Source organism: Colwellia sp. MB3u-8 (assembly GCF_014076985.1).
In the GTDB taxonomy this organism is placed as follows: Bacteria; Pseudomonadota; Gammaproteobacteria; order Enterobacterales; family Alteromonadaceae; genus Cognaticolwellia.
Window position 1 is genome coordinate 22404 of the sequence record NZ_JACGVA010000072.1, and the last position, 23413, is coordinate 45816.

16 protein-coding genes are annotated in these 23413 nt (G+C 38.0%); 8 read left to right on the top strand and 8 right to left on the bottom strand.

From position 1 onward, the window contains the following. Positions 1–120 precede the first annotated feature (120 nt). From H4J54_RS16100 to H4J54_RS16115, 4 genes are all read right to left on the bottom strand, one after another. Positions 121–1509 carry a TRAP transporter large permease subunit gene (locus H4J54_RS16100; RefSeq protein ID WP_182192025.1) on the bottom strand — a complete coding sequence of 463 codons (1389 nt, stop codon included), beginning with the start codon at positions 1507–1509 and terminating at the stop codon, positions 121–123. Positions 1510–1511: 2 nt separating this feature from the next. Next, a complete protein-coding gene (locus H4J54_RS16105; RefSeq protein ID WP_182192026.1) occupies positions 1512–2060 on the bottom strand; it encodes a TRAP transporter small permease subunit in 549 nt (182 codons plus the stop codon). Between the two features lie 93 nt (positions 2061–2153). Then, entirely contained in the window at positions 2154–3218 is a 1065-nt protein-coding gene (locus tag H4J54_RS16110; RefSeq protein WP_182192027.1) for a TRAP transporter substrate-binding protein, read from the bottom strand. Between the two features lie 30 nt (positions 3219–3248). Continuing rightward, positions 3249–4310, bottom strand: a complete 1062-nt coding sequence (locus H4J54_RS16115) for a DcaP family trimeric outer membrane transporter (RefSeq protein ID WP_182192028.1) — start codon at positions 4308–4310, stop codon at positions 3249–3251. A 982-nt stretch (positions 4311–5292) separates the two neighbouring features. Here H4J54_RS16115 and H4J54_RS16120 point away from each other — a divergent pair. Both H4J54_RS16120 and H4J54_RS16125 read left to right on the top strand, forming a co-directional pair. Further along, on the top strand, positions 5293–7113 hold the full coding sequence (locus tag H4J54_RS16120; protein ID WP_182192029.1) for an ATP-dependent endonuclease: 1821 nt from the start codon (positions 5293–5295) through the stop codon (positions 7111–7113). Positions 7114–7228: 115 nt separating this feature from the next. Continuing rightward, the gene (locus tag H4J54_RS16125) at positions 7229–8149 is read left to right on the top strand and encodes a hypothetical protein (RefSeq protein ID WP_182192030.1); all 921 of its coding nucleotides are present in this window, start codon (positions 7229–7231) and stop codon (positions 8147–8149) included. A gap of 121 nt (positions 8150–8270) precedes the next feature. Here the strand turns inward: H4J54_RS16125 and H4J54_RS16130 are convergent, their stop codons facing one another. Together H4J54_RS16130 and H4J54_RS16135 are read right to left on the bottom strand one after the other, a co-directional pair. Beyond that, positions 8271–8549 (bottom strand): type II toxin-antitoxin system RelE/ParE family toxin, encoded by a 279-nt coding sequence (locus H4J54_RS16130; RefSeq protein WP_182192031.1) that lies wholly within the window; start codon positions 8547–8549, stop codon positions 8271–8273. Then, positions 8546–8830: a damage-inducible protein J gene (locus H4J54_RS16135; RefSeq protein WP_182192032.1), complete on the bottom strand. Its 285-nt coding sequence runs from the start codon at positions 8828–8830 to the stop codon at positions 8546–8548. The genes H4J54_RS16130 and H4J54_RS16135 overlap by 4 nt, the downstream gene beginning before the upstream one ends. Positions 8831–9511: 681 nt before the next feature. Between H4J54_RS16135 and H4J54_RS16140 the strand changes: the two genes are divergently transcribed. Beyond that, positions 9512–10534, top strand: coding sequence for a LacI family DNA-binding transcriptional regulator (locus H4J54_RS16140; RefSeq protein ID WP_182192033.1), 1023 nt, complete (start codon positions 9512–9514; stop codon positions 10532–10534). Positions 10535–10620: 86 nt separating this feature from the next. On the opposite strand, the gene H4J54_RS16145 is transcribed toward H4J54_RS16140, so the two are convergent. Next, complete coding sequence (locus H4J54_RS16145) at positions 10621–12147, bottom strand: MFS transporter (protein WP_182192034.1); 1527 nt, start codon at positions 12145–12147, stop codon at positions 10621–10623. Between the two features lie 150 nt (positions 12148–12297). Continuing rightward, on the bottom strand, positions 12298–14811 hold the full coding sequence (locus tag H4J54_RS16150) for a TIM-barrel domain-containing protein (RefSeq protein ID WP_182192035.1): 2514 nt from the start codon (positions 14809–14811) through the stop codon (positions 12298–12300). Between the two features lie 493 nt (positions 14812–15304). On the opposite strand from H4J54_RS16150, the gene H4J54_RS16155 reads away from it, so the two are divergent. From H4J54_RS16155 to H4J54_RS16175, 5 genes are all read left to right on the top strand, one after another. After that, positions 15305–16966 carry an alpha-glucosidase family protein gene (locus H4J54_RS16155; protein ID WP_182192036.1) on the top strand — a complete coding sequence of 554 codons (1662 nt, stop codon included), beginning with the start codon at positions 15305–15307 and terminating at the stop codon, positions 16964–16966. A gap of 19 nt (positions 16967–16985) precedes the next feature. Then, positions 16986–18785 carry an alpha-amylase family glycosyl hydrolase gene (locus H4J54_RS16160; protein ID WP_182192037.1) on the top strand — a complete coding sequence of 600 codons (1800 nt, stop codon included), beginning with the start codon at positions 16986–16988 and terminating at the stop codon, positions 18783–18785. An 863-nt stretch (positions 18786–19648) separates the two neighbouring features. Continuing rightward, positions 19649–20719 carry a transporter gene (locus tag H4J54_RS16165; RefSeq protein ID WP_259366997.1) on the top strand — a complete coding sequence of 357 codons (1071 nt, stop codon included), beginning with the start codon at positions 19649–19651 and terminating at the stop codon, positions 20717–20719. 7 nt (positions 20720–20726) lie between these two features. Continuing rightward, a complete protein-coding gene (locus H4J54_RS16170) occupies positions 20727–21272 on the top strand; it encodes a YfiR family protein (protein WP_182192038.1) in 546 nt (181 codons plus the stop codon). Next, entirely contained in the window at positions 21272–23278 is a 2007-nt protein-coding gene (locus H4J54_RS16175) for an EAL domain-containing protein (RefSeq protein WP_182192039.1), read from the top strand. Before H4J54_RS16170 ends, H4J54_RS16175 begins: the two co-directional genes overlap by 1 nt. Positions 23279–23413: the final 135 nt, after the last annotated feature.

The following is a 23413-nucleotide window of genomic DNA, read 5'->3' on the forward strand; positions in this document are numbered from 1 at the left end:
AAACGCTTACTCATTAATTAACTAGCTGAGCTTTAAGACAGAAGTTACTCTGTCCTAAAGCTATAATCTAATCTATTCTTTTTAGTTAAAAAGAACTAGCTAAAATATTTAGTCAAGATGCTACTTGCCATACACCATAGATGGCAGCCATAAGGCGACTTCAGGATACAAGATCAAGGCGCCAAGCCCCATTAATTGTAAGATAATAAAAGGTATAACCCCTTTATAAATATCAGTTAACTTAATTTCAGGTGGACAAACACCTTTTAAGTAAAACAAAGCAAAACCAACCGGTGGGGTTAAGAATGACGTTTGTAAAGTGAGCGCTATTAACATCACAAACCACACTAACACTGGTTGATCTAAACCGTTCACACTGCCAATACCAAAATCTAACATACCTATTACCGGTGCTAATAAAGGTAGTACAATTAAGGTGATTTCTATCCAATCCAACAAAAACCCTAATAAGAATACGATCAGCAGAATAACGATCAATACACCATACGGACCAAAAGGTAAGCCCGTTAACATACTCGATATAAATTCATCACCGCCAAGTTCACGTAGCACCAGTGAAAATATTGTCGCGCCAATAAAAATCGCAAAAATATAAGCCGTGGTTTTGTAGGATGCCATTAACACTTCATGAAAAATCTTTAGATTTAGTTTCTTATTCATTGCCGCTAATATGGTTGCCCCTAACGCACCAACACCACTGGCTTCAGTCGGGGTGGCAATACCTGCAAAAATAGAACCTAATACCGCAATGATAAGTGCAAGTGTTGGCAGTATGGCTTTAAATACGTCAATTAATACGCTTGCCGTTAATGGTCTTGGATTCTCGGGTGCTGGGGCAACTTTAGGATTTAAGAATGACAAGCCTAAAATATAAGCAAGGTATAATATACCTAACATTAAACCCGGAAATACAGCGGCAGTAAATAAATCACCGACAGACAGCGCGAGTTGATCAGCCATGATCACTAACATAATACTGGGTGGTATTAAAATACCCAAACAACCGGCACTACAGACTATGCCAGTAGCAAAAGTTTTTGAATAATTTTGCTTCATCATGGCAGGTATGGATAGCAAGCCAAGTAAAACAACAGAGGCACCAACAATACCAGTAGAGGCAGCTAAAAGAATACCGATTAAGGTTACTGTGACACCTAAACCGCCACGAACACGGCCAAAAAGTTCTTGCATTGCCATCATCATGCGCTGTGCAACGCCTGATTTATCCAGCATTAAGCCCATAAAAATGAACATGGGCAAGGCAACCAGCACCCAGTTTTCCATTAAAGAAAATATCCGTGAAACGACTAGTCCTAAAACATTTAGGTCAAGGCCGGTAAACGTATCCAAATGTATATCTGACAGATAGCCTATACCACCAAATAGAATACCAACACCGGCTAAAACATAGGCGATTGGAATACCCGTAAATAAAAAGGCAATGAAGGTTAAAAACATGCTGATAACTAGAATTTCATTAATAGCCATGATCACGTCTCCTTTTGGTTTATGGTAATAATATTTCGGAACAGTCGTGCGAGAATCGCCATAGCGAGCAAGATGAAGCTTGCAGGAATAGCCGCTTTAATGACCCATCGAAATGGCATACCTAGGGGGGAAGATGAACCTTCGCTAAGTAAATATGAACTTGAGACATAATCGATACTATTAAATAAAATCACAAAAATGGTTGGGAAGACAAAAAATACCGCACCAAATATTTCCCATTTCAGCACTGTTTTAGGTTTTAACATTGAGGCAACAACATCAACTCTTACTTGCGAGTTAGTAATTTCGGCATACGATAAACCGAACATGATACCTATGGCATATAAATGCCACTGAACTTCTTCAAACAGTATTAGGCCATTGCTAAAGCCGTACCGCATGATGACATTAAGAATAATAACCGCGATTAATAATGCTGAAGACCAACAACAAACGGCAGCCACTTTCAGAATTATTGCCTCAAATATGTCGGCTGTTTTTAGCATTAATCGTGCTACAGAGCGGGTAGGGGTGGACAGTGAATCAGTCATAAGATTCTCCTAATTCAATAAAAAAAACCTAGAACCCTAAGGTTCTAGGCTGTGCAAATCCGGGGAGTTACTGCACATAAGTAAGCGTTTAATTTAAAGGCTAGGTTTTGGACGAGGTAAGAAAGCGTTTGATTCCCATAAGTCGTAATTTTTACGGAACTTAGCTAAGTCATCATGTATTTTCTTAAAGGCGGGATCTTCTGCCGATTGTTCGACAACCACTTCATCCCACTTAGTTTTGAAGGTAGATAACATTTCAGGTGACCAATATTTATTGATTACGCCATCTTCAATATTCTGCTTCATAACGGGGGCTTGAATTGCTTCACCAAGCGCAATGGCTTCTAACGTTGCTGATTTACATAAGTGTTCAATAACTGACTGTTGACGTTCACTCATTTTCTTCCAGGTATCTTTATTGATAATCAGTTCCATTATCGTGGCTTGTTGATGCCAACCAGGAAAATAATTGTATTTTAATAGCTTTTTCAAACCGATACGTTGATCAACTACCGGCATTGAAAATTCAGTGGCATCAATAACGCCTTTTTCAATCGCGGGGAATATTTCACCACCGGGTAAACCTACCGTACTAACCCCTAATTTTTCCATGACGAGGGCACCTAAACCGAAGAAACGCATTTTTAGGCCGTCTAAATCTTGAGGACTGTTAATTTCATCTTTAAACCAACCAGACGTTTCAGGCGCTAAAACACCACACACTTGCACTTTTACATTAAGGTTATTGTCATCATAAAGCTCTTGATGCAGTTTATTGCCGTTGCCATGATAGAACCAGGCTAAATACTCTGGTGCTTCAGGGCCAAAAGGTACCGCTGAAAATAGACGGGCAGCGGGAATTTTTCCGCCCCAATTACCGGCGGTTGCATAGCCAGCTTGTACCTTACCTGTAGATACCGCATGCAGTATTTCTTTTGGGTTCACGAGTTTATTTGGCTCGTAAATTTTCATTTTTAACGTGTTGCCACTTAATGTTTGAATATTGTCAGATACATATTTAATGGTTGAACCTAAGCTAGGTAATACCGAGTTATAATAAATAGGCGTCTTAAGAAGCATTTTCTTTTCAGCCATGGCAGCACCTGAGAAGCTGCTCACAATTAACGTACTTAATAATAATAAAGGAAACTTTTTCATTGTATTTCTCCAGTAGTGTTGAGTGAAAAATTAAAGGCTATATTTTGCTGATAACTGTAGGTAATTTGAGTCAGCAGATTCAGTTTTGTAATTACCTAGCTCAATCCCAATAACTGTTTTAGGGTTGATATTGGTCATTAAGTTGATTGCAATGTGTTTACGGTCAGTTGCATTACCGTCAGTACCAATTTGCTCATCAATTTTAACTGCGCCGAAGTAGAGGTTTGAGCGAAGTTCTTCTGTCCAAAAGTGTCTATAAGCTAGGGTATAAGCTTGCGTATCATAGATGTCACCATCACTGGCGTTATCATGTATGTTGGCGCCAGGGCTTACATAACGGCCCGAGTTGCCACCATTATATGAGAAGCGAAAATCATCTTTACCGTAAGCTTTGATTTTTCCGTGAAGGTTATAAGAGAATTGCGTGCCATCGGCTTTAGTGACATCGCCACCATCGTCTAAATTACGCAGTAAACCTGCTACAGCCACTTGACCCCAATCACCTTTAAAAGTGTAGCGACCGACAACATCAGGAACGCTTTGGCTAATACCCGATTGTGTAGAAGCATTTTCAATGGCTAATTCTAAGCCGCCATCGGTATAACGAATTTGGCCTTGACGTACAAACGTTTGACCCACATGAGCACCGCCAAAATCTAACGCTTCAGCAATAGATACCAATGGCATAAAGGTTGACCAAGTTTGACCCACTTTCCAGTTACCTTTTTGAATAAATGCATGGCGTAAACGTAGTGAATGGCCACCAGTAACTGTTTCTGTTGTACCCGTAGGTTGTTGGTCATCGTAGAAATCCCATTCCAATACGCCTGTCATATCAGCATATTGGTATTTAATATTAAAACGTGATTCGCGAATATTAAAACGTGTTTCATTCGTGTCTTCTTTTACAGAATTACTACCGACCCACAAATCTTTATAAGCTAAATCGCCATTAACAGAACGAAGATCTGCTTTAAAATAACCGCCGAAGGTTATTTTTTGTTCATCGTTAATATCAATGGTATAAGCTGCAAAAGTAGGTGCCGATACCAAAGTTGCCAACATTAATCCGGATTTAATTATAGTTTTCATTTTATTACCCTTATAGTTGAAAGAGGATGATTTCAGTGTTTTTAGAAATCATCTAACTTATTGCAGTATCAATATTATTAAACATTTCAAGGTGTTGATATCGGCGAATGCACGTACTTTTCCTACGTGTTTACACTTACTTTTTTGGGGGGGAGGTTGTACATTGCTTTATTTAAACGGCACTACAAGTGTTATAGAGCATGAGCTATGGCTTTTTGGCAGTTGATTTAACGTGGGGCATTAATATCGCTTAGAACCAAGCAAAATAGCAATTAAGATAAAATACCTAAAGACAAACGCTGCCTGCACATTGAGTATTCAAGCTTGCCAATGGTTAACAATATTGTGCCGAGGTGCGCAGCACAATATTGAAGAGTATTGACGCTGCTGCTTTAGAAAATTTAAACTATGAGCAAAATTTATCAGGCAAAGTGTGCGCCTAAATCAATTTCGAAAAGAAGGATAAAACTGCTCAAGAGAGACTATTTTCTTCCCCTTAAATATATCAACATTCTTTGTGAAAATATTCGTATGAGACGGCTATATACCTGAGTTGTAACGTTAGATCAGAATTGAAATTGTTGACCTTCCAGCTAAAAATCTTGCCCTATATTTTCTAATAAATTAACTACTAGCGTAAACCATGTAATGCCCTTTTATATGCAAGTCAGTTTGATTTTTCGAGGTTTGTTACTAAGACGTATTAGTAACAAAATATTTTTCATAATAAACAGTCAAAAAATAAACTTAACCAATTGAATTTAATGTATTTTTATTGTTTCATTGGTTGGGGCGTATTACTGAGAGGTCTTATGTAATACGCCCTAATATGCATGTGAGTTAGCATTACTAGTTTCTAATACTTTGAAAATATGGGGGTTTAATGTTAATTTAATGTTAATTATGGTGCGTGTGATACTGAGACGTATACATAATAAGCTGTTATGTCATTCGGAAGATTCATCATCATGGAGTTAGATAAATGAAATTAGTTAAATTAACAATAAGTAACTTTCGAGGCATAGGTTTTGCTGAAATAGATATCGAAAATTTCACCACTTTAGTCGGGCCCAATAATATTGGGAAGTCTACAATATTAAATGCCATCCATCTTGTTCTCGATAATAAAAAACCAAAAATTGAAGATTGGCCAGGGCAAATCCATTCAGATGAAACAATGGAGATTGTTTGTAAGTTCAATCAACTAGAAGAGTGGGAAAAAAACAAATCATCAATTTCGACTCTTCTACACGGTGAAAGTCTTCAAATAAAAATGTCGTCTCAATGGAACTCTGACAAAACTGATTACACATATGATTACTCGGTTTTTAACCTTGAGACTATGTACCCTTGGAGCGGTGAAACGTTCACCAATGCAAAAAAAAATGACTTGTGTAAAATTATATTTAAAGCTCTTAATATAACCAAAGCATCAGATTTTTCTGAACGGATTGCGGAAGTTGAGGCATATACTCTAGAAAACCATCCTCAAGATGTTGTAGCTTCAGAAGGTTGGCACATCAAAAAATTTGCTAACTCACTTCAACAAGCTGTACCTCATGTCATGTATGTTCCTGCTAGCTTTAAGATCGAGGACGAACTAAAAACAACCAACAGTAGTCCGTTTTCATTTTTATTCATGAATAAGCTTTTCCCTAAAGTAAAAAATGATCACACGTATACAGATTACATATCCAAAGCCAATGACTTACAAAATAAGTTAAAAGGTCAAGCTGATGATGGAAGTGAGATCGAGGGTTTGGATGATGCCTTAGGCAAAGTTTCAAACACATTAAATCAAATATTAGATTTTGATTCTAAAGTTCGTTTGGCTGTTGGTGATATTGATATTGAACCATTATTTATGAAAGCCGCTACGTTTTTAATAGATGAGGAAATCGAAACAAGTCTTCAATATCAAGGTAGTGGTGTACAAAGAGCTTTAGCATTTGCAATGTTAGAAGCAAATGCGGAGGTTGAATCAGAGGTTGCAGGAGAGCAACGAACTGTAATTGTATTGTATGAAGAGCCTGAGTTATATATACATCCACATTTAATGAGGCGTTTAAAGAATACCCTTCAAACAAGGTCAGACTCACCTAAATGGCAAGTTATATGTTCTACACATTCCCCATTTTTAATTAATTTGGCAGATAAGCCTGAATCATTAAAGTTGATTAAAAGAGACGCAGGGAATAGACGTGTAGTTCATCAAGTTTCTAGTGAAATTTTTGAAAAAACAGATGATTATGACGAAAGAGTAAGACTGCGAGCCACACTCGATTTCCATCCAACAGTTTGTGAAAGTTTATTTGCAAAGCGCGTTGTTATCGTTGAAGGGGATACCGAGGTTGCAGTATTCAGGATGGTTGGAGAATTAGCTAAAAAATTGAATGTTACAGGTAGTTTAGATAAAGACACTACAGTCATTTCAGCTGGTGGAAAGTGGACAATAACTGCAATAGCTAAAGTATTAAACGCCTTAGAAATAGATTACAGGGTAATTCATGACACAGATAGAAAAGGTTTAAATGACGAGCAACTAGAAGAAAAAAGTCATATACACCCTTTTAAAGCGAACGCCAAAATCGCTGCTGTAGCAACTGCACCAAAAGTTTTTCAGGTTGAGGACACTTTTGAGCATGTATTGTGGGATCAAGATCAAAATGAAAAGACTAAAGCGTCAGATAAGCCTTTTAACTCATGGAAAAGAGTCCGCGACTATATAGATGGAAGTGTCGAATTAACACCAGCTTGTGAAGCTACATTAAAAGAAATTGTGACATTTGCTTTTTCTGAATAAATGACTATAAGCTGTTAAACAAGGACAAAAAATAATTGGTTTTTGCTCCTGCATCGCTTATTTTAACCAACTATTTTATTGCCTGTTAACAGGGCGTTAGGTTTAAGGAGTCACATTGTCGGACGATATTCAGCGAGTTGCTCAATTGTTTAAAGAGCAAACTAAAGACCTTTCTCAAGAAGATGCCCAAGCTCACTTTGAAATACAAAGAGAAAGATATGATCAGGAATATAACAATTTCTTAGAATATTACCAGAAAGGTGAGTGTTACATATGTGGAAAATCCATCTCTACAATTAGTAAAAACAACCCTTGTCTTCATTGGTTATTACGTCGTTGTAAGTTTAAGAAAAAAGATTTTCATACTGTTTATGATAAATTTGATTTCTACAATGTTTCAGTCTATCTGCGTTGGGTGGCAAACGCGGAAGCTGGTAGTAAAAATATAAATAATTTGAAAGAAGAAAGTAGCGACAGAAAGCTATTTGAAACAACCATCAAATGGAAAAATATTGAGTGGACATTGGATTGTTCTCATAATGATTTCAAAGGGCATGAAGGTACCAAAACAGATTACCCTCATTGGCACTTCCAAATGAGAATTGATGGACATCAATTCATCAACTTTAGTGATTTTCATATCCCTTTTTCAAAGGATGACCAACTTAAACTAGTATTAGAAAATGATGACGAGTCAGGTTTCCATCATACATTCGGCCCTGGTGGACAAGGAATGCAAGAAAAAATGGATCAATTATTAGCCAATCCAGACGAGTTCATCGCTAACGCTATGTCTGCATCAGATCCTGATGATGGCTCTGTTCATATGCAATCAATGATTATGGGTGGTGAAGGAGGAATCTCAGGAGATAAAATTGATGAGGCAATAGAAATGTCTAAAAAAACGGGAAAAACATTAAATTATTGTTTTAAACAAGTTCTCGGGGACGATCCCGAAGTGTCAATTAGAACAATTGCAAGCCCTGCGGAAAGTGTTCCCGAAATAGCAAAACGAACTGAGCGTAAGCGTAGATAAACCTATAAGGCATTTAAACAGAAAATGATCTTCCCCTCACTTTAACGGACACATACAGTTTGCTCGCGCTCTGCGCAGTTTAGCAAATTGCACTTAGCCGCTTATCGCAACGTTGGTGCCTTTATTCTGATGGGAAATTCTGCTTTTGGTGTAAAACTCGCATTATTCTAATCGTATCACCATCGACCCAATAAGAAACAATCATTGATATTTCTGGAATGATTAGCACTCTTCCACGAAAAATATCTCTTTTAACACCCATTAGTGGGTGTTCTAGTAAGTTTTCAATTTTAGCTTCAATAGTTTGATCAGTTTTTTCTGCTGCACTTGGATTAAAATTAAAAAGAAATTCAAATATTTTTTCACGATCATTTAGTGATTCTTCTTCCCAAAAGATCATGATTTTTTTCTATTACGGATTTTATGTTTTCTTGCTTCCATTAATGATTTTGCTTCATCATGTACAATAAAATTAGCTTTTCCGTTATCAAACTTGTCAAATGCTGCATTTATTTGTTCCGATAACCATGCATCATGGCTCATAGCTTTTCTCTGTTCTTCTGCTAAACCTTCTGCAAGTTCTCGGCATGCGTCGCTAAGAGTACGGCCTTGGCTTTCGGCCATTAGTTGCGCCAAACGTTTCGTTTCTTCATCAATTCTAAATTGAATGCGAGTGTCCATTATAAGTTACCTTAAATTAGCATTGTACTCACAAATGTTAGCACTGCAATTAATCCAAAGCAACTAAGTTGCTTAAACGGATCATGATCTTCCCCCGCTTTAACGGACTTTGATGGCAAAGCCAAAGCTGTTGTTTTGACAGATGCAGGGCTTAAGTAATATGAACGGTTATTTAATGTATTATTTGCAAAAAAATAAAGCATAGATTTTATGCTCGTATCGACTTTACATGGTGACAAAAATTGTTATTATTTTATGCTGCTTTGGGTACAAAACGCCATAGAGCATTTATTTATCACCCATTAGCGCTGCGGTATTATCAAAGATGTTATTTTTACTATTGAAGCAACATCGTCTGTATAAGTTAATGAGCCTGTAACAAAATCTGTTACAGGCGCAAGTTAATCAATAATTTACTGATGAGCTTTGTTGTTTTTCTTAGTATCAATGCCATTGTGAAAAGCCATCATGCTTGCCATGGTATTAACATTTTTACAGGGATATTATTATCTATCATAGGCAGAATTTATAATGATCTGGTTATGACGTTTGCGCGTTACATACACTATATACATCTGTTACTTGCTCAGGTATATTCTCATTATCTTCGTTTTTAAATACACCTTTAAATATCCCTTTAAAGACATTGTTTTTTAAACATATTTTTTAGAGATTATCCAAGTGAAAGAAAAAGCTACTTCTTTTGATATCGCCTATCAAGCCGGTGTTTCTCAGTCAACAGTCTCTAGAGCACTACGCAATAGTCCTTTAGTTAATGTTGAAACTCGACAAAAAATTCAGGCTATTGCTACAGCATTAAATTACAAAGTAGATAAAAATGCCAGCAACTTACGCTCACAGCATTGTGACACTATTGCCTTGTTATTATTTGAAGACCCCACCAATGACAATTCAGCGATTAATCCCTTTTTCCTTTCTATGTTAGGTAGCATAACGAGAGCTTGTGCACATAAAGGTTATGACTTATTAGTCTCTTTTCAACAAGCGAGTAATGACTGGCACGCAGATTTTGAAGACAGTAATAAAGCAGACGGCTTGATATTATTGGGCTATGGCGATTACGTTGATTATGAAGAAAAGTTAATTAAATTGAGCGAACAAGGAACACATTTTGTGCGCTGGGGTGCAGAAGTTAAAAATTTACCTGTGGTCTCTATAGGTTGTGATAATTTTCTTGGTGGCAAAGAAATTACTGAGCACGTGATTAAGCAAGGGAGAAAACACTTTGCCTTTTTAGGCAGTGCTTCTAGTCATGCGCCTGAATTTTTCGATCGCTACAAAGGCCATTGCCAAGCACTAAAAGATAATAGCTTAGTAGTGAACACTAACATGCAGTTTAATGCCTTTTACACTGAAGAGGCAGGTTACAAGGCGGCTTGTGAATTGATAGCAAGTGGGCAAGAATTTGATGCAATTTGTGCGGCTAGCGATTTAATTGCTATTGGCGCGATGAGAGCACTTAAAGAACGTGATATAAACATACCTGAGCAAGTGGCTGTTGTTGGCTTTGATGATATTGCCATTGCTAGCTTTACCTTTCCGCCTTTAACAACGGTTAAGCAAGATACTCAAATAGCCGGTGAGCTATTAGTAAACACCTTACTTGACTCAATTAATGGTAAAGAGACTTCAACGGTCTTAATAACGCCAGAATTAGTGATTAGAAAATCCTCTGGGTATTAACTACTAACTATTAACTAGTAACTACTGGATATTAACTACTAGCATAAAGCCTAATAGTTAATATCCATAACGCTGCGCTTAAATGGTTAGTCAGCATTTTGGCTTGCTATTTTATCCTCTGTACCATCTTTGACAAAATAGACCGACAGAGCCGCTAATATCATTGAGACACCTGCCATCATAATAATATAAACCGCTTGGTTATCAAAAACGGCGGTTAATATCCAGCCAGCAAAAATACCTGAAACAATTTGAGGCGCAGCAATGGTGAAGTTAAATATTCCCATATAAACGCCTGTTTGTTTCACGGGTAATGAGCCGGCTAAAATGGCGTATGGCATAGCTAATATTGCCGCCCAAGCAATACCAATACCTACCATAGGTAAGAATAAGTCTACTGCGCCTTGTGGCACTTCAATTTGAGTAATCCCTAAGTTGACCATGATTAACTCAGGGTTTTGCATCAGCATAATACTTAAGTAACCAATACCACCGGCAAGTAACGAGACAGAGTAAGTGAGTTTACGACCAATTTTACTGGCTACTTTAGCCATAAATAATGAAGCTATCGCGGCAAAAAAAGAGTAAGCAGCGAAAATGATACCCACCCAATCTCCAGCGCTGCCTTTTGCGTTAGCAATATGTGCAGGTATGGTACCGATAGACGCTAAATAATCTGGGTCAAACCATTTAGCCTCAATACCCCAAATATGCTGAGCGATAGCCGGCATGGTATAAACCCACATAATAAATAATGCAAACCAAGAGAAAAATTGCACCAAGGCTAATTGCTTCATGGTACTGGGCATGGTTTTCATTAGGCCAAAAAATTCAGTCAATTTATCGCTAAGAGTCTGCTCAGTATCGCTTTGTTCTAATGGGGCTAAGCCATGAGTGCCCGGGGCATATTCTTTGGTTCTAAATACTGTCCACAATACTGAGCCTAGCATGACTGAGGCGCCAATATAAAAGGCCCAAATAACGGAAGGGGCAACTGACCCTGCGCTGCTAGCGGTGTTTTCTAAACCAACAACATTGGTCAGCACGAAGGGCAGTATGGAGCCAAAAACGGCACCAATATTAATTAAAAAAGATTGGATTGAATAGCCAATATTACGCTGCTCAGCGGGCACCATGTCAGATACCAAAGCGCGGAACGGCTGAAAGGCTAAATTGAACGACGCATCCATTAAGGCTAGCATCATAGCGCCAAAAAATAAGGGCGTAATAACGCTAGCTAAGGTCGCTGAATTTGGCATTAATAGCATGCCAATAGCCGCCGCAAATCCGCCCGCTAAAATGTAAGGGTTACGTCGACCTAAACGACTCCAGGTTTTGTCTGATGCGGCGCCTACTATGGGTTGAATTAACAATCCCATAATGGGCGCGACTAACCAAAATAAGGATAAAGAGTGTAGATCAGCCCCTAAGTCTGAAAGTATTCGGCTGGCATTGGCATTTTGTAAAGCAAAGCCAAACTGCACGCCTAAAAAACCAAAACTTACGTTCCATATTTGCCAAAAGTTAAGGCGGGGTTTTTGGTGAGCGGTAGAGGTGTTTTTATTTTTATGTTCATTGATACTTTTATTCGTATCGGCATCAGTTGTGGTCATGTAGCGGACTCTTATAATTAATGATTTTAGCGAGTTTAATAATCTAAATATACTCATAATAACGCTGAACAGCTATCTTCTACATACGTATTCAGCGGTATAATAAAATGGTATTTTTTGTCTTAACGTTACCATTTAGTTGTATTTTACTTAATTATCTATACTGAGCGTTAATGGTTGGTGTTGCCAATTAAATTTCACTGTTAGTGTCTTTGCTGTTTTATGCCAATAAACCTCAGACTCGGCTGTATTAGGGCCTATTGGCAATTTTTCACCTGCAAGCGTGATGTTTTTAGGCATAGTAAGCCAATGATGAATGATTAATGAAATTTGCCTGTTTTCTGGCATGTTAGGGTAACCTTTACCGGTGCGATTAAAGGAAAATACTGTATTTTTTTCACCTGAGTCATGCTTGTTGAAATTATTTTGCTTGGCGCTAAAATGTAATATTTCATACTGATTTTTTGATAATGATTGCAAGCTTTTACCATCATCTTCATACATTTTTCCTGCACTGCGCTTTACTGAATCATCGGCGTAATAATGCAGCCTTAGCTGGCTGCTATCGTAATCTTGGGTTGATTGAATATCGTCAATCATGGGAATAAATGCCCCCGCGCGAACCAATACAGGCAGGGTGTCTAGGTTGGTGGCTAAAGAAATGGTCTGTTCGCCTTGATACTTTTTATCGGTGAAGTAATCAAACCAAACGCCTTTGGGTAAAGGGATTGATACTGATTTTACGCCAGCATCTACAATGGGTGTTACTAAAAAAGCATCGCCCCAAAAATAACTGGTTGCATTGTCCATTAAGCTTAGGCTTCTTTCATTTTCAAGCTTATCTTTAAGCTCATTTTCAGACTTATCTTTAAGCGCGCCATCACGCTTATATACGGTCGTTTCATTAAGCTCGTTAGCAAAAAATAGCGGGCGCATTAAGGGCATACCCGTGGTGCTATTTTGATAGGCTAAGGTGTAATTGTAAGGCAGTAAGTTATATCTAAGCTTGATAAATTTTCGCAAAATATCTTGGGTTTCTTTATCATGAAATACGACTTCTGGCGCTATATTATCTTGTGCATGTGGACGGTATATAGGTTGAAATACACCGTATTGTAACCAGCGAATATATAGCTCTTTATTAAAAGTTTCACCGCCAGCAAAGCCGCCTAAATCTGAATGGGTATAACCCATGCCTAACACACCCATTTGTAGGCTAAGCTCTACTTGGGGTTTTAATCCGCCCCAAGCGCGACTGACATCACCAGTCCATGGGATCATGCCATAGCGTTGTGAACCGGCAAAACCTGAACGCATCAAAATAAATGGCCGCTCGTTGGGCGCTAAGCTGAGCTGATTTTCAAAAACCATTTTAGCCCACTGATGACCATACACATTATGAATAGCATCGCCATTGACCACGTTACCGTCGCTTAAGGTATGTAAAATGTCACTAGGGTGAACCTCTGGCTCACCTAAATCACCCCACCAACCCGTTACGCCTTGCTGATATAAGGTTTTATATATGCTATTGAACCAGGTTTTTCCTTTATCGCTAAAGACATCGACTAAGCCGGTATTGCCAAAGTAAAAGTCAAAACGCTTGGCGTTACCGTCAGTGTTTTTCGCTAAAGCCTGACTTTTTTCGGCATCAGCCCATTTGTTCGAGCTGGTCAGTACAAACGGCTCGGTGATTAGTATGGTGTTCACGCCTTGCGCTTTAATGTCACTGATCATTTTTGTTGGGGTGGGAAAGGCGGCTTTATCCCATGCTAAGTTACCCATGTGGCCTTTAATGTCTTTACCAAACCAGTATAGGTCGAGTATTAACGCGTCAAGAGGAAAGTCTAAGTCGATAAATTTATTAACCGTATCTCGTACTTCTTGTTCAGTACGATAACCAAAACGCGAGGCGTAGTTACCTAGCGCCCAGCGTGGTGGCATGGGTTGCTTACCGGTAACATCAACATAATTATTGATAAGTTCAGGGTAAGTCTTGCCAGCAAAAACCAGATAAGACATACGACCTGATACCGCTTCAAATTGCATAATGTTTTGTTCTGACTTGCCTAAATCCATCCAACCTTTTGCTGAGTTATCAAATAACAAAATGTATTTATTACTCGAGAATACGGCAGGTAAACTGAAATTCATTTGGTTTGATTGGGTTTCATAACCGTAATGTGCGCGATTATATAACGGCATACGATGACCACGCCTGTCCATACCTAATACCCGTTCACCACCACCTAAGAGCTTTTCGTTTGCACTTAACTTAAAACGAAAGCCTTGCACATTATATGCTTGATTATTTTCTGCCGCTGTACTGAGAAAAAATCCGGCTTCTTCTGAAACTAACAATTTGTCGCCTTGATAATAGCTAATGCTAAAAGGCGATTTATTAATGACCGCGTTAAGTTTTCCAGCAGAGAGTATCAGTTGCTGTGGATTTTCGCTGACCACAAAACTTTGCTTTAGGGCCTGTTCTTTAATGGCATATGAAGGTAAAAATGCGGCATTATTGCGTTTATTTTTATATTGATAATGTGCTTCAATCGCATAGTCGCTATAGGCACTTAAGGTCAAGGGTCCTAGTGTTGTGGTGATCACTAAGCTTTGATCTTTTAGTTGATGGTTTAGGTAGCTATTTTTTTCGCTGGCCATGGTTTGGACCGCGAATAAGAGTACAAATAGACAAGTACTTTTTATCAGTAAAAGTGAACGCAAGATAAAGCCCTTTATTGAATTTTTTATCTAATAACCAAGATAATAACCTGACTCAAGCTAACACAGCACTTTGAATACGTATGCAAGCTTGTGTTAGTTATATTATGTTATTAGTCATCACTAGGTTAATAGGCAAAGACATGGTTTTATATCGGGCTATATTTCAGCTAGTAAAGTTTAGCTCGTCAGTGTTAGCTGATCACTTTATGTCGAGCAGATCGGGTATAAGTCAGGGTAAATATTCCCCCCACAAGCGACTACATACGTATGCAAAATTAAGGAAAATCAATGCATACGTATGCAAAGGCTATTCCCCACCAAATGAATTGCGTATTCTTATGCTGTAATAATAAAGAGAGAATTCAAGAGCAAGAAATAACCCTAGTTTTAGTGTCTTAAATGAATTCAAAATACAGCCTGGAGTTTTATAATGAGTGAACAAATGTGGTGGCGTGGTGCAGTAATTTATCAAATTTATCCGCGCAGCTTCTATGATAGCAATCAAGATGGTATCGGTGATTTACCTGGCATAATCAGTAAGTTAGATTATATTGCTAGTTTAGGCGTTGATGCTATTTGGATCTCGCCATTTTTTAAATCACCCATGAAAGACTTTGGCTATGATATTAGTGATTATCGTGATGTCGATGCTATTTTTGGTACTTTAGCCGATTTTGATGAATTAATTGCTAAAGCACATGAACGCAATATTAAAATCATGATAGATCAAGTGTTGAGCCATACATCAGATCAGCATCAATGGTTTATTGATAGCCGTGAAGACCAAAGCAATGATAAATCTGACTGGTATGTTTGGGCTGATGCTAAAGAAGACGGTACCGCGCCTAATAATTGGTTATCTATTTTTGGTGGTAGCGGTTGGACATGGGAACCTCGTCGTCAGCAATATTATTTGCATAACTTTTTAACTAGCCAACCAGATCTTAATTTTCATCAGCCACAAGTGCGAAAAGCTGTGCTTGATAATGTTGAATTTTGGTTAAAGCGCGGTGTGGATGGTTTTAGGCTAGATGCGATAAACTTCTGTTTTCATGATGCTCAACTGCGTGACAATCCGGCTAAACCAAAAGCATTAAGACAAAGTATCGGTTTTGATGAAAAAAATCCTTATGCTTATCAATATCATTATTTTAATAACACCCAAGATGAAAATTTAGTTTTTATTGAATCTATTCGAACCTTATTAGATCAATACCCTGGGACTGTCACTTTAGGTGAAATATCTTCAGAAGACTCACTAAAAACCATGGCGGAATATACCCAAGGTGATCATAGATTACATATGGGCTACAGTTTTGATTTACTGACCGATGAATTTTCCGCTACTTACATTAAGCAAGTTGTACAAACGCTTGAAGAAAGAGTGTCTGATGGTTGGCCTTGTTGGGCGATTTCAAATCACGACGTGCAACGGGTGATCAGTCGTTGGGGGAAGAGTCAAAATGCAGCGCAAAATGCTGATTTAGCTAAAATGCTATTCGCCATGATTTCCTCTTTACGCGGTAGTGTCTGTAGTTTTCAAGGGGAAGAGCTTGGTTTAACTGAAGCTGACATTGCTTTTGAAGACATTCAAGACCCTTACGGTATTACTTTTTGGCCGCAATTTAAAGGACGTGATGGTTGTCGCACGCCGCATCCATGGCAGCATGATGAAATTAATGCTGGTTTCAGCCAAGCTAAGCCTTGGTTACCCGTGGCGGTTGAACATCAAGAAAAATCGGTGAATTTACAAGACAGTTCAGCAGACTCAGTGCTCAATAGTTATCGTCATTTTACCCAGTGGCGTAAACAACACAGTGCATTGCTTTATGGTGATATTACTTTTGTTGATTCGCCAGAGCCGATACTGGCTTTTATCCGACAAGATAGCGTTGAAAAACTCTTAGTGTGTTTTAATTTTAGCGATCAAACTCAAGCGTTCTCACTTGATTTATTCAGCGATGAACTCTTAGCGCTAAGCGATCATAACTTAACCACTGCTAAGGTTATTAATGGCAAAACTGTTGACGGTAAAACGCTTGATAGTAAAATAATTTTACCCGCTTTTGGCTGTTTTTATGCTTCGTTATAACGTGATATAGAGAATATAAATGATGATAAAATTGTTATCCCTTTGCAGTTTATGCGCGCTAACCTTAGTAGTTAATGTAAAGGTATATGCTAGCGATGTCAGTGAAAAATTTACGGCAAAAGCGGTTAAATTAGCGCCTTATCAACAACGAGACTTTCAGGATGAAATTTTTTACTTTGTCTTACCGGACCGATTTTATAATGGCGATAAAAGTAATGATTTAGGCGCAGCAGCAAATGATACCAAACGTGCTATATCACGTGGTGGCTTTGATAAAAAAAATAAAGGTATGTATCACGGTGGTGATTTAGCCGGGCTTACAGATAAATTACCTTACCTTGATAATATGGGCATAAGCGCTATTTGGTTAACGCCGGTATTACGAAATCAGGCGCTGCAAAACGGCAGTTCAGGTTATCACGGTTATTGGATTGTAGATTTTAGTGAGATAGACCCGCATTTAGGCACGAATGCCGCATTAAAAAACTTTATTGATAAAGCCCACGAGCGCAATATTAAAGTATTTTTCGATATTATTACCAACCACACAGCTGATGTTATTAAGTATCAAGAATGTCATAGCAGTGATGGTTTAACTTGGCTGCTTGAAGATAAAAACTGCCCGTTTAAGTCACTCGCACAACTTGCACAAGGTGATACCTATACACCCTTTATTCCACCAGGTAGTGAAAACCTGAAAACACCGGCATGGCTTAATAGTGTTGATGTTTACCATAATCAAGGTGATTCTAATTGGGTAGGTGAAAGCGCCATTCGTGGTGACTTTGCCGGTCTTGATGATGTGGATACCAATAGTGAGAAAGTGGTTAAAGGCATGATTGATATTTACACCGCCATTATTGATGAGTTTAAACCTGACGGCTTTCGTATTGATACGGTAAAACACGTTAATATGGCCTTTTGGCAAACGTTTTCACCTGCCTTGATAGCGCATGCTAAAACACAAGGTATTGATAACTTTTTTATGTATGGCGAAGTCTATAGCTTTGAGCCTAAGCTGCTAAGCCCTTTTACCCTAGAGGGAAAGCTGCAATCAGTTTTAGATTTTGCGCTACAAGGTGCACTTCAACAAACCTTGGTTGAGCAAAAAGGTACTGATGTGCTCGCTAAATTATTTGCTCAAGATTATTTATACCAAACGTCGCATGATGATATTGAAAATACTAATGCAAACCAACTGGTTAACTTTACCGGTAATCACGACATGGGGCGCTTTGCTTATACCTTAAAAGAAAGTGACTATAACTACAGCGAAGCAGAGCAAATTCAACGAAATTTGTTAGCCCACGCCCTGTTGTATTTTAGTCGTGGTGTGCCGGTTATTTATTATGGTGATGAACAAGGTTTTGTTGGCGATGGTGGTGATCAAGCTTCACGCCAAGACATGATGCCATCTCAAGTGGTGAGTTATAATGATGATGATTTATTGGCAAGTAATCATACCACCGCAGATGATAATTTTGATACCAGCCACTTGTTTTACCAGAGCTTTGCTCAGTATGCCGAGTTATACCAGCAATACCCGGCGTTACGTTTTGGCAAACAAAGTACGGTATACGCGCAAGGTACCCCCGGTATTTTTGCTATTACGCGCTCGCATTCCTTTTCGTTAAATGAACAAGAAAAAGAGCAAAATTTACTGATTGTTTTTAATACCTCCGATCAGGTTAAAGCACTTAAGGTACTTGATAGCGGTATTTATAACGATAAGCATGCGAAGCGGCTTTATTTATCAGCCGAGAGCCAAGGCCATGATAAAATAGCCCCGTTAAGCTTTGCTATTTATCAGTTGCCATAATTTACCATCAGTTGAGCAACTTTTATCTTAAGCTTTTACTAACCTTACTGACGATACCTTAGACATCTGATATATAAATCCACGGTTGTTTATGCCTTTAAACTGGCATGCATTAACAAGGCAGGTATCAAAATGATTAACGCTACAATAGGGACCACGATATTTGTGGTTCTCAGTTCACTAATGGGCTCTAGCTCAAATTACCTTGAGTAGAACAGTGCCAGTTTAGATAACATGAAACCAGTGGAATATTTTCATTCGCGAAACGTTGCAGCGGTCATAGGAAATGGATAAATATTAAAGAGCTGGAGCTAAAAAAAGGTATATCTATATCTAAATCTAGATATACCTATTGCCTTTCGCGACGACGTAAAGTTAAACCTACCACCATCATGTTGGATAATATTAGCCAAACTTGCTCGTTCATATTCAAAGCTGATCAAAAAATCGACATTTAATTTGCGGTTTGGGGTGACGAATTCCTGACCCGTAATAGCTTAAAAGTTCATATCTAGGGTTTAAGAACAAAGTGAGATAACCCTCCATACTCCTATACCTGTGATTAATGAAGATGCTTGATTTTACACTGAAGCGGATCAGGCTAGTAAGCAATGACTATCAAACTCACACCAGAATTAAAAATAGCCTTAGCATTACGACACAGTAAAGTTCGTGATGGTTATAAAGAATAGATAATAATGTCGGTTAATATAAAATGATGTAATTCAATATTTAATAAAAAATTAAACAGGGTGACATTAATCTTATTAAAACAAAACAAACAGAGGTATAGTTAATAAAAATAAGTTATGATTTTTATCGGTAGTTACTAGTTAAACATTAACTTAATCAAGGTGACAAAAATGATAAATCTAATCATGTCAATAATATTGTCAATGTTAATTTTATTATCATGCTTTCCGTCTGTTGCACAAAATACGCCGTCTGAATTTGCCGAAATGAGTATGCAGCAGCTCTTTAATCAAAGTATTTATGACGGTAGATTATATAATGATTTAACGTCGCCATGGTCATTGACCTATCAATTCAACTCTGTGGAATTTGAAGGATATCTTGATGGCACCAAAACCTTAAGTTTTGATGACGTTCTTTGGAATGGACCGAGCGAAGCGCGAACCACTAAAAACTTCCCTGTTTTACCCACCCTTATTACACAAAAAGCCCAAGTTTTTTCTTTAGGGTACCAATTTAGTCCTCATTGGCATGGGCGTATTGCGGTGCCTTATATTGAACAAAGCACAGATCACCTTAGTATTGTGAGTAATTATGAATTTTTTACTCTCAAATCCAATGGTGTCGGTGACACCTCGATTCTAGCCAGTTATAAATGGTTCGCCTCTGATGCCAATCAAGGGTTTTGGCGTTTTTCGTTTGGTTTAAGCCTACCAACAGGGTCGATTGATGTAACTGGCGATACGCCAAGAGAGCCAGGGGAACAGCAGCTTCCTTACACTATGCAACTGGGCTCTGGTACCTATGATTTGCCGCTTGAATTTAGTTATCAAAATGGCGGTGTATACGATTTTAATGTTGACGTATCTGTCAATATACGAACAGGTACCAATGATCGAAATTACCGGTTGGGCAATAACTACAGTCTAAATGGTGGTTATAGAATGGAGCTATCTCCAACAATAAAAACTTTTGCGAGTCTGAGTTTTAAGTATAGTCAGCCAATTCATGGCCAGGATGATTCTCTGTTAGTTAATTCACTATTTCCATATCCAGCAGGAATTACTAACCCAGATCTCTATGGCGGTAAGAAAATTAATGTCAGACTAGGCCTTTTATGGAAACTGTCCCCAGACTTTCTATTTAGTATAGAAGTAGGTAAGCCTGTTTATCAAAACTTGAATGGACCACAGCCAAAGGAAAAATGGCAAAGTGCTATTTCAATTTCAAAAGTAATGTAATTTCAATATGCCATTTGTCGTACGGTTTAACCTATTATTTAAAACAATGCATTGGGCGTTGCTGATAAGTTTATTGAATCTCTTAGTCTGGAATACCGTTTATGCGGAAAATTCACTAAGTAAGGTAAATAAACTTAAAGCTTCCTATTTGTATAATTTTACTAAATTTATTGAATGGCCAAATTTAGTGGGTAGTGAACTACCTCCTCCCATTAGGATTTGTGTAGATAACTCATCTGATTTCTTTCAGTTCTTAGAGCAATTAGTTGCTGGCCGGCGAGTTGGGAAATTAAAACAAACATTGGAGATATTGCCGCTAGAGACAGCAAGTGGATGTGAATTACTCTTCGTTAGTGAGGGAGGTAAGAAAATAACTAGACAGTTAGACCATACGGTTATCGTAGCTGATTCGGCGAGTATTAATTTCCCCGGTATTGCGGTGGTTTTTTACATAGAAAAAAGTAAGCTACGTTTTGAGATTGATCTGAAAAAAATCAATTCACTAAATGTTGTTGTTAGTTCTGAATTATTAAAATTAGCAAGTATTAAATAATGGCTATTCTACAAAAAAAGAGAGTCAATTTCTTTTATAAACAACTTCTCGCTGTCATGGGCGTTAATATTCTTCCCTTATTGATCATGTCTGCGCTGTTATATACAAATTTTATTGCCGATTATAAAAATAATCTAATAGAGATGATGAACAGCAAAATCAACTTATTAGCATCGACGAGTCGTTCTGGATTAGTCTTTAATGACAATGAAGCCGTAACCATTTTGCTCAACTCCCTCAAAGAATATAAAGCGATTCGTTATGTGCAAATTTATAACGCGGATAGGCAATTATTTGCTCAGTATAAAAATATGGGAGAGCAAGTTGATTTACCGGTTGAGGATTATAAAGACAAGCCATTTTTTAAAAATGATAATATTTATGTGTCACAATCAATAATGATGGGTGATGATTATCTTGGTGTCATTGTCTTATCCGCTAGTCTCAACTCTTCAATCGTTCATAAAAAAAATTACTTATTAATCTTAAGTGCGGTTCTTCTTGGCAGTATTATAATGGCATTTATACTGAATTGGCAGTTGCAAAAAAGACTGACCGCACCCATCCGAAAGTTAATTACCTTAGTCGGTTACGTTGCTGAAAACAAAAGATACCACAAGCGACTTAAGAGTAATCGTGATGATGAAATTGGTGATCTTATTTTAGGTGTTAACACCATGTTAGACACAATAGAGACCCATGAAACACAACTATTTCAACGTGCCAACTATGATGAATTGACCGAGTTACCCAACCGACATTTACTTATGGAAAGGCTTTCGCACGGAATTCATACTGCACAGAGAAACAAATCTGAAATGGCTTTGTTGTTTCTTGACCTAGATAGATTTAAAATTATTAATGACAGTCTGGGACATCGTGTAGGCGATGAACTTCTAGTGCAGGTCGCCGCTAAGCTATCTAACGTCATGCGTAAATCTGACTCTATAAGCCGTTGGGGTGGCGATGAATTTGTTATCCTTATTGAGAATGTTGGACAAGCTTTAGATGTTGAGCATATCATTGAAAAGATTATTGTAGAGCTAGAACGGCCAATGATAGTGGAAGATCACTTGTTACGTGTTTCTACTAGTATTGGTATTGCCTTCTTTCCAAAAGATGGCAAAGACAGTCTTAGCTTACTCAAGCATGCAGATATCAGTATGTATAAAGCTAAAGCAAAAGGGCCTGGAAAGTATGAATATTTTGAACGGAGTATGCTTAACGACTCAGTACAACGCTTAACAATGGAAATGCAGGTGCATAAGGCTTTAGAGAATAAGGATTTCTTTTTAGTTTATCAGCCGAAAGTGGCGGTTAACAGTGAGTGTATTGTTGGATTTGAAGTCTTGATAAGGTGGAACCTTAACGGTAGATTTGTGCCTCCTGATGAATTTTTACCTGTTATAGAAGAAGTAGGACTTATGTATGAGCTAACTTTGTGGATATTAGCTCAAGCGTGTAAGCAAAATAAAAGTTGGCAAAGATCTGGTCTCTTACCGGTAACGATTGCGGTAAATTTATCAGCCTCATTTATTATGCACCCAAATTGTCTGAAAAATATCCAATCGATTCTCTCCGACAGCGGTTTGGCGCCAAGATACCTTGAAATTGAATTAACAGAAAATACCTTTATCAATTCAAGGATAACCGCTGTGTCGGTATTGCGAACTTTGCAAGATATTGGTATCAAAATAGCCATTGATGATTTTGGTACAGGTTATTCCTGTATGAGTTACTTGAAGGATTTGCCGATCGGAACGCTTAAAATAGATGGAAGTTTTATCAAGGGACTTGGGTTAAGCGCAAATAACGAGGGGATAGTTCGATCTATCATCATGCTGGGGAAAAGTCTGGACATGATGATAGTGGCAGAATGCGTTGAAACAGAGTTGCAACGCTCTATTTTGCAAAGTATGGAATGCGATATTATACAGGGATATCTATATAGTAAACCCTTGACTGTTGATTGTGCTGAAACATTTCTTGCTAATGCCAGGCCTTAACCATTTGAGTACCCCAGTCCCTCTAGAATGCTAATAAGTTGGCTAGTCCTTGAAGAATGTGCGATCCCGTTAGCGAGACGCGTCATCAAAGCCAGTTGTTGCCCTATATTCAGCCAAAAATTTTCAATACCCGCA